This window comes from Candidatus Microthrix parvicella Bio17-1, from assembly GCF_000299415.1.
GTDB classification, from domain to species: domain Bacteria; phylum Actinomycetota; class Acidimicrobiia; order Acidimicrobiales; family Microtrichaceae; genus Microthrix; species Microthrix parvicella.
This window is the reverse complement of the sequence record NZ_AMPG01000007.1, coordinates 104108-117427: the sequence shown is the minus strand read 5'-3', so window position 1 is coordinate 117427 and position 13320 is coordinate 104108. Positions and strand designations below refer to the sequence as shown.

Annotated in this window: 13 protein-coding genes and 1 pseudogene; 3 read left to right on the top strand and 11 right to left on the bottom strand. The window is 64.3% G+C overall.

What is annotated here, in order from left to right; all coding sequences use genetic code 11:
• Window positions 1-129: 129 nt before the first annotated feature.
• Window positions 130-1497, top strand: coding sequence for an ISNCY-like element ISMipa1 family transposase (locus MPARV_RS0119130; RefSeq protein WP_031278566.1), 1368 nt, complete (start codon window positions 130-132; stop codon window positions 1495-1497).
• A 137-nt stretch (window positions 1498-1634) separates the two neighbouring features.
• Here the strand turns inward: MPARV_RS0119130 and MPARV_RS0119125 are convergent, their stop codons facing one another.
• The 8 genes and pseudogenes from MPARV_RS0119125 to MPARV_RS0119085 all read right to left on the bottom strand — a co-directional run bounded on the left by MPARV_RS0119125 (window position 1635) and on the right by MPARV_RS0119085 (window position 7816).
• Window positions 1635-2012, bottom strand: a complete 378-nt coding sequence (locus tag MPARV_RS0119125) for a tyrosine-type recombinase/integrase (protein ID WP_085951996.1) — start codon at window positions 2010-2012, stop codon at window positions 1635-1637.
• A 134-nt stretch (window positions 2013-2146) separates the two neighbouring features.
• Window positions 2147-2419 (bottom strand): hypothetical protein, encoded by a 273-nt coding sequence (locus MPARV_RS0119120; protein ID WP_020379396.1) that lies wholly within the window; start codon window positions 2417-2419, stop codon window positions 2147-2149.
• 682 nt (window positions 2420-3101) lie between these two features.
• A complete protein-coding gene (locus MPARV_RS0119110; RefSeq protein ID WP_012225370.1) occupies window positions 3102-4094 on the bottom strand; it encodes an Rv1681 family radical SAM protein in 993 nt (330 codons plus the stop codon).
• A gap of 22 nt (window positions 4095-4116) precedes the next feature.
• Window positions 4117-4938: an Rv1680 family SBP-like protein gene (locus MPARV_RS0119105; protein ID WP_020379394.1), complete on the bottom strand. Its 822-nt coding sequence runs from the start codon at window positions 4936-4938 to the stop codon at window positions 4117-4119.
• A 34-nt stretch (window positions 4939-4972) separates the two neighbouring features.
• Window positions 4973-6115, bottom strand: coding sequence for an acyl-CoA dehydrogenase family protein (locus tag MPARV_RS0119100; RefSeq protein WP_020379393.1), 1143 nt, complete (start codon window positions 6113-6115; stop codon window positions 4973-4975).
• 363 nt (window positions 6116-6478) lie between these two features.
• A pseudogene (locus MPARV_RS21755) lies at window positions 6479-6904 on the bottom strand (recombinase family protein); the annotation flags it as partial.
• A 379-nt stretch (window positions 6905-7283) separates the two neighbouring features.
• Window positions 7284-7565 (bottom strand): hypothetical protein, encoded by a 282-nt coding sequence (locus tag MPARV_RS0119090; protein ID WP_020379390.1) that lies wholly within the window; start codon window positions 7563-7565, stop codon window positions 7284-7286.
• Entirely contained in the window at window positions 7562-7816 is a 255-nt protein-coding gene (locus MPARV_RS0119085; protein WP_020379389.1) for a hypothetical protein, read from the bottom strand. The genes MPARV_RS0119090 and MPARV_RS0119085 overlap by 4 nt, the downstream gene beginning before the upstream one ends.
• A gap of 275 nt (window positions 7817-8091) precedes the next feature.
• On the opposite strand from MPARV_RS0119085, the gene MPARV_RS25035 reads away from it, so the two are divergent.
• On the top strand, window positions 8092-8550 hold the full coding sequence (locus MPARV_RS25035; protein ID WP_157789739.1) for a hypothetical protein: 459 nt from the start codon (window positions 8092-8094) through the stop codon (window positions 8548-8550).
• A 184-nt stretch (window positions 8551-8734) separates the two neighbouring features.
• On the opposite strand, the gene MPARV_RS0119070 is transcribed toward MPARV_RS25035, so the two are convergent.
• Both MPARV_RS0119070 and MPARV_RS0119065 read right to left on the bottom strand, forming a co-directional pair.
• Window positions 8735-10636: a hypothetical protein gene (locus MPARV_RS0119070; protein ID WP_238538898.1), complete on the bottom strand. Its 1902-nt coding sequence runs from the start codon at window positions 10634-10636 to the stop codon at window positions 8735-8737.
• A 212-nt stretch (window positions 10637-10848) separates the two neighbouring features.
• On the bottom strand, window positions 10849-11544 hold the full coding sequence (locus MPARV_RS0119065; RefSeq protein ID WP_051012063.1) for an ABC transporter ATP-binding protein: 696 nt from the start codon (window positions 11542-11544) through the stop codon (window positions 10849-10851).
• 704 nt (window positions 11545-12248) lie between these two features.
• On the opposite strand from MPARV_RS0119065, the gene MPARV_RS0119060 reads away from it, so the two are divergent.
• Window positions 12249-12785: a hypothetical protein gene (locus tag MPARV_RS0119060; protein WP_020379383.1), complete on the top strand. Its 537-nt coding sequence runs from the start codon at window positions 12249-12251 to the stop codon at window positions 12783-12785.
• Between the two features lie 187 nt (window positions 12786-12972).
• Here the strand turns inward: MPARV_RS0119060 and MPARV_RS0119055 are convergent, their stop codons facing one another.
• On the bottom strand, window positions 12973-13233 hold the full coding sequence (locus tag MPARV_RS0119055) for a hypothetical protein (protein ID WP_157789738.1): 261 nt from the start codon (window positions 13231-13233) through the stop codon (window positions 12973-12975).
• Between the last annotated feature and the right edge of the window lie 87 nt (window positions 13234-13320).

The following is a 13320-nucleotide window of genomic DNA, read 5'->3' as shown; positions in this document are numbered from 1 at the left end:
TACTTGCCCCTGAAATAGTCGTGAGATATGTCGTTCAGTGTTGGGGTGGGTCGATTCGCGTGCGGGAATCCGACACGCGATGATGGCTCCGATCACAGAAGTGAAGCCCTGAAGATCGGAGCCATCATCGTGTTACGTACCGTATGTCCTCAGCCGACGTTGTGGGAATCGATGTTGCCACCGGAGGCTTTGGTGATGGCCCCGGAACTGGTCTCGGTTGATCGCCTGTTGGACGACCCGAGGTTCTTTGAGCCGTTCCGTGGGTGGTTCGACCCGGACTTTGGTCGACCGTCGATCCCGATGGAGACGTTCTTGCGGTTGATGTTCTTGAAATACCGGTATCGGCTCGGGTTCGAGACGTTGTGCGCTGAGGTGTCGGACTCGTTGAGCTGGCTTCGATTCTGTCGGATCCCGCTCGGGCAGCGGGCACCTCACCCGTCCACGTTGATGAAGATCACCAAACGGATCGGTCCGTCCACGATCGAAGAACTGAACGTTGCTTTGGTCGGGAAGGCCGTCGAGGCAGGAGTCGTAGATGTGTGCTGGTTGCGGGCCGACACCACCGTCGTGCCGGCCGACATCAAGTACCCAACCGATTCGGGGATGCTGACCAAAGGCTGTGCATCGCTGGCACGGCTGGTGGGCCGGATCCGAGACGTCGGGGTGGCACCACGGACCGCCTTTGATGACCCGACCGAAGCCGCCCGACGTCACGCACACCGGGTTGCCTCCAAGCTCCGCAAGCGCACAGCCGAAGCCAAAGGCGAGGTGTTGGCGGTCACCGGCGAGCTGGCCGATCTGGCCGAATCGGTGGTGGCACAGGCCAAACGGGTCCTGAAGAACGCCAAACGAGTCGAGGATCGGCCGGTGCGACGTCTGCGCTCAATGCTCGCCGATCTCGAACATCTCATCGACGCGGTCGAACAGATCATCGCTCAGACACGGCTCCGGCTCGCTGGAGTCATGCCGGAGTCGAAGACACGACGGGTGTCGCTCTTCGACGGTGACGCACGCCCGATCCGGAAAGGATCCCTTGCGAAGCCGACCCAGTTTGGTTACACCGGCCAAGTCACCGACAACCCAGACGGGATCGTGTTGGACTACGAACTCGAAGCGGGGATCCCACCCGACGGCCCCCGCCTCGGACCGGCGATCGAGAGGATCATCGCAGCGGTCGGAGCAACTCCTGATGCTGTCACAGCAGACCGCGGTTACGGCCTCGCATCGGTCGACACCCAGCTCGAAGATCTCGGTGTCGACCTGGTGGCGATTCCCCGCAAAGGTCAACCCGGCACTGCGCGCCGCGACGCCCAATCCGAGGACCGGTTCGTCGAGTTGGTCAAGTGGCGCACCGGTTCCGAAGGGCGCATAGCCACCCTGAAACGGCAACACGGTTGGGAACGAGCCCGCAACCGCGGACTCGAAGGCGCACGGATCTGGTGCGGATGGGGCGTCCTGTCCCACAACCTGGTCAAGATCGCCGGCCTCACCCACTGACCCACCCCAAGGTCACGACCCCGAACATCATCCACGCCGCTCTGACCGGCCGCGCCTACCAACCCGAACACCCCTCACCACGAGGGCAGTTCACCGCTCAAACCGGCCAACCCAACCACTATTTCAGGGGCAAGTAGTTACAGGCTTTCGAGGAACGCCAGCACTGCGTCGGGGGGCTGGTAGCGCCCTGGCGGTGTTGAGTCTGGTTTGGTCAGCTCGAGTGCTCTTTGTTTGGTTGTCATGTCGGCCTGCAGGTAGACGTTCGTTGAGCGGAGGTCGGCATGGCCGAGCCAGAGCGCGATGACGGCGGTGTCGACTCCGGCTTGGAGGAGTGCCATGGCGCAGCTGTGGCGCAGGGCGTGGGGGTGGAGCCGTTTGTTGCGCAGCGACGGGCACCGGTCGGCGGCCACATCGGCGTGTTTGCGGACCAATCGCTGGACAGCGTCTGAGCTCAACGGTCGACCTGTGCGGGTCGGGAAGAGCGGTTCACCGGGTTGGCCGCCGCGTTCTGCCATCCANGCGGATGGGGCGTCCTGTCCCACAACCTGGTCAAGATCGCCGGCCTCACCCACTGACCCACCCCAAGGTCACGACCCCGAACATCATCCACGCCGCTCTGACCGGCCGCGCCTACCAACCCGAACACCCCTCACCACGAGGGCAGTTCACCGCTCAAACCGGCCAACCCAACCACTATTTCAGGGGCAAGTAGATAGCCGGCGGGGTAGGTCTGCGATCCGGCAAGCCCTCGCACGAGCGCTTCTCGCCCGAGCGCTTCGCTACTGGCAGCGTGGCCCCGCTCGATCAGCATCGCTACCAACGCCGAGGGGCTCAGATCGGGATGAAGCCGGGCCTGGGCATCGAGGATCCGTTCGAGTTCACCAGTAGCCGTAATCGTGATGCGCTGCTTGGTCGTCGGCACGAGGTCAGTGTAACACTGCAACTCTTTTTGGTGTCGCACTTCCCTGTGCCGCTCGCAACTCCACCCCCGCCTCAACAGCCGCGGCCACTGGACCAACCATCAAACGCTCCCCATCGTCGAGGGCACCATCATCCGCGTCGACGTCGAACTCCTCCCCAAACCCACCAGCCGAACCAAAAAGACGCTGTGGCTCTGGTGGACCGGCCCCGGACAACCCGACCTCGACCTCTGTGCCCGCGCCTACCTGCACCGCTTCGACATCGAACACTCCTTCCGGTTCGCGAAGAACACCCTCGGCTGGGTCACCCCCTCGATCTGCACCCCCGAACAAGCCGACCGGTGGACCTGGACCATCGCAGCCGCCTACACCCAACTCCGGCTCGCCCGACACCTCATCGCCGACCACAAACTCCCCTGGGAACGACCCCGCAAACCCCACCAGCTCTCACCCGCACGCATCCGCAGAGGGTTCCGGGCACTTACCGCAACGATCGGCACCCCAGCCAACCCACCAAAACCCTCCCGAGCAGGACCAGGCCGCCCCAAAGGCAGCCGATCCGGCCCCAGACCACGCCACCCAGCCATCAAAAAGGCAGCCTGAACTAAACTTTATTCACCAAAGCCAAGGTTAAATCGCAAGCTAAGGTGCCGGCGCTTCGCTCAACGGCACGCAGGAAGCCCATCACGCACACGGGAATGTGCTGGCCAGCACGTCGCCCGCGATGCGGTGGGCTCGGTACTCGCTGCGAACAGCCTCGATCGTGTCAGCCAGCGGTGCCCAGTGATCGTTCACCTGCATGGCGGGATCGGCGGCGGCCACGGGATGCCACCAGACGCCGTCGGCGGTGACGCACACCTCGGGGATTAGCGAGGACCGCGAGACGGTCAGCCCGGCATTGGCCGAACCCTGCTTGGCGATTCGTCGCACCACCCGCTGATCAGCGCTGAGGCCCAGCTCATCGAAGAACGCGGCCAGTTCCACCTCGCTCGTGCCGGCATCCGACCCCAACGTGGCCGCCACCCGGATCCGGAAGCCCAGGTCGATCGCCTGGCGGATGCCCGCCACCGCCGTCTCGAAGCTGCCGGCACCGCGATGGCGGTCGTGCAGCCTGGGCGTGGCCGAGTCCAGGCTGATCTGCAAGGTCAGGCCCTCGCGGGGCAACGCCTCAAGGCGACGCAACCGGTCGCCCTGCCACACCATGGCATTGGTCAGCACCGTGGTGGGGAACGCCGCCGTGGCGTGCCGCAGCCGCTCGTCCAGGTCGATCAGCATGAAGGGCTCGCCGCCGGTCAGGTAGAGCTCCTCCACCCCGGCCGAGCCGGCCTCGTCGACCAGCTGTGCGAACTCGTCGGTGGCGATGATGCGACGCCGTGCCTTGGGCGACGAGGAGACGCAGCAGTAGTCGCAGCTGAGGTTGCAGTGGAAGTTGGTGTATACCCACAGGCGGTAGCCGGGCCGCCGATCGGGGCTGAGCGCCTTGATCGGGTCGGCCATGCGGCCGCGATAGATCTCGACCGCGTCCGGGTGGACGGCCAGCACCGTGTTGTTCGACCCGGCGGCCCAGCGTTGCGCCACCTCCACGTCGCCCGGACCGTCGACGTCGATCAGCACCGTGCTGCCGGCGGCCGTCGTCCCGACGGCCTCCACCAGCCTCAAGGTCAGGTCAAGCGACATGGTCGATGCTCCGCTCCTCGTGCTACCAACGGTCGGAGATCTGCTGCTCGTCCATCGCTTTGACCAGCGAGCCGTAACCGTCCAGCTGCGGCAGCTTCCATTGGGTGAGACCCTCCAACTCGAGGATCCGACGGTGCTCGGGGTTCTCCCAGTCCATGGCCAGCAGGTGATCCAGCCACGGCCGGATTCGCTTGTCGTCGAGCGTCTCCAGAGCGCTGAAGTTGCAGTGGCTGTAGTGCTCGGATTCCCAGACCACTTCCAGGTCGGCCACCGAGTCGTCGCCTCCGGACCGAAGCGAGTTCCAGGTGTTGACGCCGATGGCGGCCACGTCGGCCTCGTCGTCGATCACGGCGCGGAGGGCGTCCAGGTCGGAGCGGCCGGTATCGCCGTGCTTGCCGACGTCGGAGTCGAAGATCACCAACTCCACGTCGTCGGGGGTGACACCCGCTCGGTTCATGAAGTGCAGCGGCAGGATCCGGGCCTGGCCTGAATCTCGGGAGCCGAGCGCCACGCGCCGTCCCTTGAGGGCCTCCAGGCCGCTCAGGCCCGACCCGGCCCGGCCGACCATGACGGTGGTGAACACCAGGTCGGTGTCGCGGGTGGCCAGCGCCTTGGCGGTGCCGTTGGTGCGGCGAAGGGTTCGGATCCAGGCCACGTTGGTGTTCCATGCGATGTCGATGTGCCCGGCCAGCAGTGCTTCCACCTGTCGCTCGTAGTTGGAGAACAGTACGAAGTCCATCGGGGCATCGCTGTCGGCGAAGTACTCGCGGATTCCCTCCCAGATGGGGACGACGTTGGCCGTGTAGGCCACGGCGCCGATGAGGAGTTCCTGAGGTTCGGTCATAAGCGGGTCCTTGTAGTGGGGGCGAAAATGGAGATCAGAACAGGTCCATACCGCAGAGGGCACGACCGGCGAAGTCGAAGAGCGCGTCCGAGGTGGGCGCCATCACAAACCCGGCCCGAGCATCCCGGGCGAAGCGTTCGATGCCCAGGTGCTTGGAGAACCCTGCCCCACCCGCCACCCGCATGGCCGTGTCGGTCACCCGCAGGGCGGCCTCGTTGCAGCCCGCCTTGGTGGACAGCACAGCCAGCACCGTGCCGTCGTCGGGGTTGGCCACCCGCCGGGCCGTTTCCCGCAGCATGGCCTCGTGGGCGGTGAGGTCGGCCCAGGCCTTGGCTAGGTACGCCCGGATGGTGGGAAGGTCGGCGAGCGACGAGTCGAGGTGTTCCAGCCGGGCGCCGCTGACGTGATCGATGGCGGCCTGGAGCGCCGAACGCGCCAGCCCCAACGACACCGCCGAGTTACCCAGGCTGAACCATGGCAACACCACCTGCATCATCAGCCCGAAGCCGCCCGCCTCGTCGCCCAACCGGTCGCCGTCGGTGAGTTCCACATCCAGGCGCACCGGGGCGGAGTCGTTGCCCCGCAGCCCGATGCCGTCGAATGCCCCCTGAACCACCACGCCGGGCGAGGTGCGCTTCACCGCATACAGGTTGGCCTCGGTAGGCCCTTCGCCCTCGGGCGCCATGGCGCTGGAGATGTACACGTCGGCGTAGTTGGCCGAGGTCACCCAGCTCTTGTCCGCACCCAGCGTCACCGAGCCGGACCCGGTGCGCTCGGCTTTGGACACCGGAGCCCAGAAGTGGCTGCGTGAGCCCTTCTCACTGAAGGCAAGTGTTCCCAACTGGGCGCCGGTGGCCAGGTCGGCCAACAACGCGTCGCCGTCGTCGCCGGGCGGCGCGGCGGCCGTGACCGCGGTCGCCGCCAGGTGCATTAGGTACACCATCGATGTGGTGCCACAGGCGCCGGCTACGCCCATGAGCGCCTCGACCAGCTCGGACGGGCCGCCACCCATTCCGCCGATGTCGGTCGGCAGGATCAGACCCAGCAGGCCCGAGTCGGCCAAGGCCTGAACCTGCTCGACTGGAAAAGCCGCCTGCTCGTCCACCAGCGCCGCCGCGCTCCGGATGGAGGGCAGCACCTTGTCGAGCCGCTCCTGAACTGTTCCTGAGGTGGGCACGGTGAGCCTCCTGTGTCGACGTGTTCAGCCGCGGCTGTGACCCCGGCCACATGACTGTATGCGCCCCCACTGCCAGTCGATGACATTGACGCTGCAAGATGACAGATTCACCGGGCTGCCGGGCCCTGGCGGTAGAAACCCTGAAACAGTTCGAACAACTCGTGACGGTCCGCTTTCAGTTGTCGCCGTAAAATAGAGAGTTCAGCTGGTCACCCACGGTGTGCAACCTAGACGACCGCAGATTTCAGAGATGGCGGTAGATCGGTGCGCGGCTCACGCCGAGCACCGACGCAATCGCAGCGATCGTGGAGTCACGCGTGTTGTGCATTGTCTGGGCGGCTTTCACTTTTTCGGGGGTCATCACGCTCGGGCTGCTGTCAGGCCGGCGTTGGTGCGTTCGCGGATCAGTTCCCGCTCGAACTCTGCCGGCGCTCCGAAGACGTGGAATATCAGTCGTCCGCCTGCTGTGGTGGTGTCGATGTTTTCGCTGAGCGATCGGAACCCGATCCCACGCGTATCGAGGGAGGCGACGGTTTCGATCAGGTGGGGGAGTGACCGGCCCAGGCGATCTAGGCGGACCACGCACACGACGTCGCCGGGCAGCGCCTGGTCGAGGAGCTTGGCCAGTTCGACCCGTTCAGTCTTCGCGCCGGAGGCGTGCTCGACAAAGATCCGAGCACAGCCGGCAGCGTTCAGCGCGTCGATCTGACCGGACGCGTCTTGTCCGGCTGTCGAGACCCGTGCGTACCCGAGGAAGGTGACCGGCGCCCATCGGGCGACCGTATCAATACCGGGTCGGGTGAGGGAGTAGTGAGACGTTGATTCCGCGCACGAGTTATGAACACTTCGAGCCGGTGCCCAGCGGATTTCAGAAGCCGCCTTCACCAGCGTTCGTTAACGGTCGTATTTGAGACGGCCGGATTCGGGCCGGTGAGCGTTATGAGGCGCTGCGAACTTGACCAGCGGCGCCGCACTTCGCCGGTTACCGAGTGGGCGGTGGCGCACTTCGAGCCGCGATTATCGAGCGGGTGCCGGGCGTTCGGGGTAGTTGCCCAGTTCCGGACAACGGGCGGCTGATGTTGGCACCGGATTTCGGTCAGGCGATCGGTTGGTGCTCCGATTGGGCGCCACCCGGCATGCCACCGGCTACCTCCGCTGAGGACGCTGATCAGGTGCTGGTAAGTCGTTCGAAGCGCTGGCGAGCGCCTTGTCGGGTCATGCCAAGCTGCGCTCCGATGACCCCCCACGATGCTCCCTCGCTCCGGGCGCGCATGGCCGCTGAGTTGATTCGGTCGACGGCATCCTTGCGTTCCGCTGCCGCCGCGCGAAGTTCGGCGAGTGCGTCGCCCTCAACGACGACGTAGCCATCCTCGGGTGCGTCGTCGAACGCTTTGACGATTGCCGCTGCTTCGTCTTCGGTGAGGTTCTTTGGGTGCTTGGATGTCTTCATCGAGGGTCACCTCCTGGAGGGCCAATCAGTTTCAAGTACTTGCGTCGGGCCTGCATTGCGTGGATCACGTATTCCTGTTCTCCTGCTTGGAGCACGCCGACCTCGAGGAGCGCAGCCCGGCGGTCGGGGCCGACCAGCATGGTGAAGTCAGGTTGATCAGGGTGGCTGATCCACCCAAGAGCGTGGTCGATTGCATGGTCGATGTCGTCGTCGGAGATGCCGTGCTTGCGAGCACTTGCCAGGATCTCCACAGCGACAACACTAGTTGCCACAAGCACGGATGACAATAGGAGTTGTCATCTCGTCGAATTCCGCCGGACAACCTGACCGCACACAGCACGTATGACCGCCCGGAATCATCGGCCGAGCCTCCACTTCGCCCACCCGGTATCGGCCCCATCGTGGCGCCGCAATTTCACGGGCATATCCACCCAAGTGAGGCGCCGCATGGGTCCCTTGCTTCGTGTGGTCAGACCGTGCCTGTCGTGGCCTCGTGAAGTCCAACGACAGCTGCCAGGATGACCTGGTGACTGCGACCGAACAGCCCACCCGCTGGGACCGGTTCCTTCTCGTTGTCGTCGGGATCGTCGCGACCTACGCGTTCGGACTCGTTGTTGCCGGGCTCTTCCTCGGCGACCATGTCTTCGATCGGCTCGGCTTCGGCCCTGACGATGGTGCCATCGTCAGGGCCGAACCCCGCCACTACGTGCGCCTAGTTTACGCGATCCTCGGATCAGTCATCATTGGTTGGATGCTGACCATCGCAGCGTTGGTGGCTGGCCCTCTCCGGCGACGTGAAGCGTGGGCGTGGAACACCATCGTTGGCAGTGTTGGAGCGTGGTTCATCCTGGACACCGGGCTCTCTCTGATTCTCGGCTTTGCTGGCCACGCCGCGTTCAACGTCGCATTCGCTGCTGGGCTGGCCGTACCGCTTGTCGCCATCAGGCAGGAGCTGGGAGATCGAACCGACAAGCCCACTCGATAACTGCGCCCAGGAATCGCTGCCGACGACCGGAAGGCCGTGCGCTGTAACGGCCCCATCGTGGCGCCGCAATTTCACGGGCATATCCATCCAACCCGAACACCGCATAAACCCGGGCAGGCGCCATAGGGGCTCTCGACTATGCGGCGGGTGTCGAGCGGTTCACGTTGAACGGGGTGTGTGCGACCTACGGCTTCCTGGCACGGGCCCAGAGGGATGTTTCGACGATGGCCGAAATTGCGATCCCGCAGGTGATCGCTGTGATGGCCAGCGAGACATGGTCCAGTTGGGTGATTTCGCCTGGTGTTCCCGCACTTACTGCGATGATGCCGTATCCGCTTCCGAGCAGCACACCGAATAACACCGCGGAATGAAGGCCCCAGCGCAATACTGCGCGGCGGGTTGGAGCCGGCGCGGCGAGCCAGACCAACGATTGGTCGCTCTGGGATGGGAACCTGATCGTGTTCGCAATCAGCAAGGCCACCGCAACGCCGAACAGGCCGACCGCTGCAGCACCGAGGGGCGAGATCCACCCGGTGATGGGGTTTGGCCCCAGATACTCCCAACCCAACACGCTTGAAGGACCGAACATGGCGTTGGCGTTGGCTTGAAGCGCATGGGCTCGGCTGTCCGAATCGACTCGGGCAATCATCTGGCCGACCGGCCGATCTGGTGGCGGGTTGCCGATCGTGTACGTCTCGAAGCGGCGAGACTCCGAGCGATTGACCTCGTTCATGAACCGTTCGGGGTTCGTTGCGCACCCCTGCGCGCTGACGTCGACAAGAGCCGCCAGTTGTTCGCAGTTGGCAACGAACACTTGCCCATCGACCACAGCCCCGATTGGAGCCCCGGGCACGCGTGCATCGAATTCGGTGAATGCCGCTTGATCCACTTCTGCGAAGGTGTCGATGGTCACGATACCCGACCGCGAACTCGACTCCTCCAGGGCGGCGCTGTCGGCAAGGAGATTGATCGACGAAACCACGACGACGGCCACGACGGTCAGCGTCGTGATTCGAATGAGATCAGATCCCCGCTTGTCGCCCCACTGGAACCGGCGACCGGCAAGCAGTCTCGCCACGCGGTCAGGCACCACCAACAGCGTTCCGAGCCACGGAAGAACAGCAACGGCGACGAGAGGAACCACCGAGACGACCGACGCCAGTACCGCCACAAAACGCAGAGCCCTCGCCTGGGGTGGGATCAGGGTGCTCGCGGCAGATACCGCGACGGGTACGAGCAACAAGACAAGGCCGCCCAACTTGACGGTGCGCTGCTTACGCCGCGTTCGCCAAGCGGTCACCTTTGGCATCAGCGCCCCGACCGCCACCGGCACCAGCAGAACGAGGACCAGAGCGACGCCCGAAGGACCCGCACCCGGCCGCAAGTCTCCGGGCAGGTACTCAACCGAGCCGGACGGCAACGTTGTCGGCACACCCAGGACGCCCCACATCATCGCCGAAACGACCAAAGCGACCGGCACGCTCAGGACGGCGGCCTCCGCAGCATCGAACACATCCAACGAATTGGGGCCAGCCCCGAGGTAGACCAACGCGTCGCTCCGTTGCGCGCGCAGCGTCGAATGGGCAGACAAGCCAAGACCCAGCACCAACAGACCAGGTATCAACAGCCCAAATAGAGCGCCCGTCAGCGCCTGTGAAGGAGAAGGCAAACGTTCGTCGAGCGAATGTGGCACCGCCACGAGACCGCTTGGTGTCTGAAATCCTGTCGGCAAGCCGGCGCCCAGTTCCTCAGCATCGAAACCCACCAGGAAGCGCTGCTGCCCTGCGACGCGCGCTTCCGGAAGCACCAGGCCTTCCGGAAGCGTCGCAAACGCCAGAAACTCCTCAGCAAAGGCCGTTACCCGATCCCAACGGACATCCCCACTGTGTTCATCCACCCCAACACCAAACCGCTCGTGGAAACCCGAAACGCCACCAGAAGCCTCCAACAGGCCCGGAGACACGAACCCCTTCCCCGGCGCCGGTAGTCGCCCGCCGAACTCGGCCGGTACCGACTCAGCATCGGCGCCAAGCCAGTGGATTTCGAACTGGCGCCCATCCATAATCGGCAAACTGTCTTCAACCATCGGCACCCCAACTCCATCGTTGGAGAAGCTCACCACCGGCATACGAGCGCGATCCCTGACTTCGTTTCGCTGACTCGCCGACCAGAAACCCGCGGCACACCAGGTCGCAGCCGTAAACACGCCAACAGCGATCACGACCAGCCAGGCGCGGCCCCGCTGGCCCCCTCGGCGCGAGACCGCCACTCGCCCGGCCAACTTCGCTACGACACGGATCAACAGTTGCTCGGCATCATCGTCAGATCGACGACACGATCGCACAACCCTGCGACAGCCAAGTCGTGCGTCGCCAGCAACAGCGCACGCTGCGGGTTGCTTCGCACCTGATCGACCAACAACCAGCCCACACGATCAGCATTTGTCCGATCCAGCGAAGCCGTGGGCTCGTCAGCCAGCACAACCCCCGCCGGTCGAACCAGCGCTCGCGCCACAGCGACGCGTTGATGCTGACCACCCGACAACGACCGCAGGTCCCGACCGGCCAAGTCCTCGATCCCAACAGCAGACAAAGCCGACCGGGCACTCTCAAACGCCGACTCAGAACCCATTCCGTCCAACAACAACGGCAAAGCCGTGTTTTCCAACACGTCCAACTCGGGCAGCAACAACGGTGACTGATCAACACCCGAGATGTGCTCCCGGATGAAGTCGCCGCGCTCGCCGCCAGATAGACGACCCAACTCAACCCCCGACACCTCCGCATGACCAAAGGTAGGAATCAGGTCACCACGAAGCCAGCGGAACACCGTCGACTTTCCAGCCCCCGATGGTCCAACCAACGCAACAGTCTCCCCCCACCCGACCTCCAACGACACCGGCCCCACGGCCTGATCGCCGAACTCAGCAACACATGCGGCGACCCCGACCGCAAAAGAACGTCCGTCCGCTGACCCAGATGTATCGGTTGACAAATCGCTCCTACAGCTGGGCGGCGAAGACCGAATTCAAAAGGCTACTCCGCCCAGCCCGGGACCGGCCCAGCGCACAGCCGGACCCACCAATCGCGCCGATGTCAGTACCAGGAAAGGCTTCCGACCCGCACATAACGCCGCCACAGAATCCCCGCACTTGGTCCGAACACCGCGCCGCATAACGGCCCCAGTCGCACGCTGCATAACCCCGGCCGACAGGAGCCCGAATGCGCCGGTTCCGTGGCGCCGTGGTTGGGCCGAACGGCCGGGCCTTGCACCGTCTCACAAACCTTCGTTTGTGAGACGGCGGCGTCGTACATAAAGCGATCGTAGTGGAGACGACCAAGGGCGGAGGTTCGAACCGACGACGTTCCAGCGGCCGTTAAGGACGTTGGTCCACAAGCGTCCAAAACGGTCAAACCCCGAGGCGTACCTTGCGGCAGGGGCCTCGGGAAGTTCTCTACCATCATACTCGTGATGCCACCAGCGCAGCCAGGACACCTCCAAACGATCCAGGAGTACCTCTCTCCGGCGCGGTTCCAGCCGTACCTTGACGCGTGCGACAACGACCCGCAGCTGGCCCTAGCGGGACTTTCCTGGCTAAGGATCGTGGGGGGCCGGTTTTCGTTGGTGTGACAGGGGTTTTGGGTGTGGTGGGTGTATTACTTAAGCCGTTTGGTTGGGGCGTATTGGTCTAGGTAACCATGCGCAACGCGATGCACGATCGCCTCACGGAGGCCTACGACGACCGTTGGTACGACAACCAGTCCATCCTTGACGATCGCTCGCTCAAGGCAGTCCGCATCGCAAAGAGCCGTGCACGACGGGGGTTACCAGCAGGCGCTGCCCCGACCCCCGGCAAGGTCGTCGGCGAGATGAGCTTTGGCAACTGGGTAGCTCTGCTCGATCGTGGTGGGGACTCGACCCATGAAGGACGCAGGCTGCGTTACCACGACACCCTGTGGCTACCGGCTCTTCGGTATGCCTTCCCCTCAGGGCTCGGCCACCAACGGAAGACCAACCAAGGGCTTCGGACCGTTCAGACCCTTCGAAACCGCATCGGGCATCACGAACCGATCTTCAAGGAACCGTTCAAGGAAACCCGATTTAGCCTCGCCAGCCTCCACCAGCATTGCCTAGATGTGGCCGGGTGGATCTCCGCCGATCTCTCCATCTGGGTGACCAACACAAGCCGCGTCCCGACTGTCCTCACTCGCAGGCCCCCCATCGCAAATCCATAACGGCACCAGCGTCGTTTGCCTGGCGTGCCGGTATCGGTGGGACGAGTGACTCGACGGTGAACCCCACACGATCGCGCTCGGTTCGGACCCGGAGTTGCCCGGTGTTCGCCCCAGCAGCTCGTCGACGCACCCCTACGGCGTTGGGAAGGCCCGCAGGGTCAAGGTGACCACCCCCCCAGGATGATGACTACTCCGGTTGCAGGTGAGAGCACCACCTGTTCCATACCTGGATCGCTCGGTCGTCGTTCGACCAAGGAACAGCGGTTCGGGCAGCGAGCGCTGCGTGCAACGCTGAGTCGTATCGGGCCGACGAGAATCCACCGACGATGGTCCACCGGCCACCGTCTTCGGGATCGGAGCGCATGTGTTCAAAGCCGAAGCCGCCCGCTGGATCCTCGAAGAGGTCGACGCACAGCGTTCCGTCGTCGAACGGGATGCTCTCGAGCACGATCCATCCTCGATGGTTGGCCCGTCTACCCATAGCCCAGACGGTACATCGACCATGAACCTCGCAGAACTCGTCGAAGCCACCGCA

What these genes read in the sequence shown, in the direction of transcription:
- MPARV_RS0119125 (WP_085951996.1), bottom strand. Translation starts at nt 2,012, where the DNA reads ATGGCAGAACGCGGCGGCCAACCCGGTGAACCGCTCTTCCCGACCCGC.
- MPARV_RS0119110 (WP_012225370.1), bottom strand. Translation starts at nt 4,094, where the DNA reads ATGTCGCTTGACCTGACCTTGAGGCTGGTGGAGGCCGTCGGGACGACG.
- MPARV_RS0119105 (WP_020379394.1), bottom strand. Translation starts at nt 4,938, where the DNA reads ATGACCGAACCTCAGGAACTCCTCATCGGCGCCGTGGCCTACACGGCC.
- MPARV_RS0119090 (WP_020379390.1), bottom strand. Translation starts at nt 7,565, where the DNA reads ATGAAGACATCCAAGCACCCAAAGAACCTCACCGAAGACGAAGCAGCG.
- MPARV_RS0119070 (WP_238538898.1), bottom strand. Translation starts at nt 10,636, where the DNA reads ATGGTTGAAGACAGTTTGCCGATTATGGATGGGCGCCAGTTCGAAATC.
- MPARV_RS0119060 (WP_020379383.1), top strand. Translation starts at nt 12,249, where the DNA reads ATGCGCAACGCGATGCACGATCGCCTCACGGAGGCCTACGACGACCGT.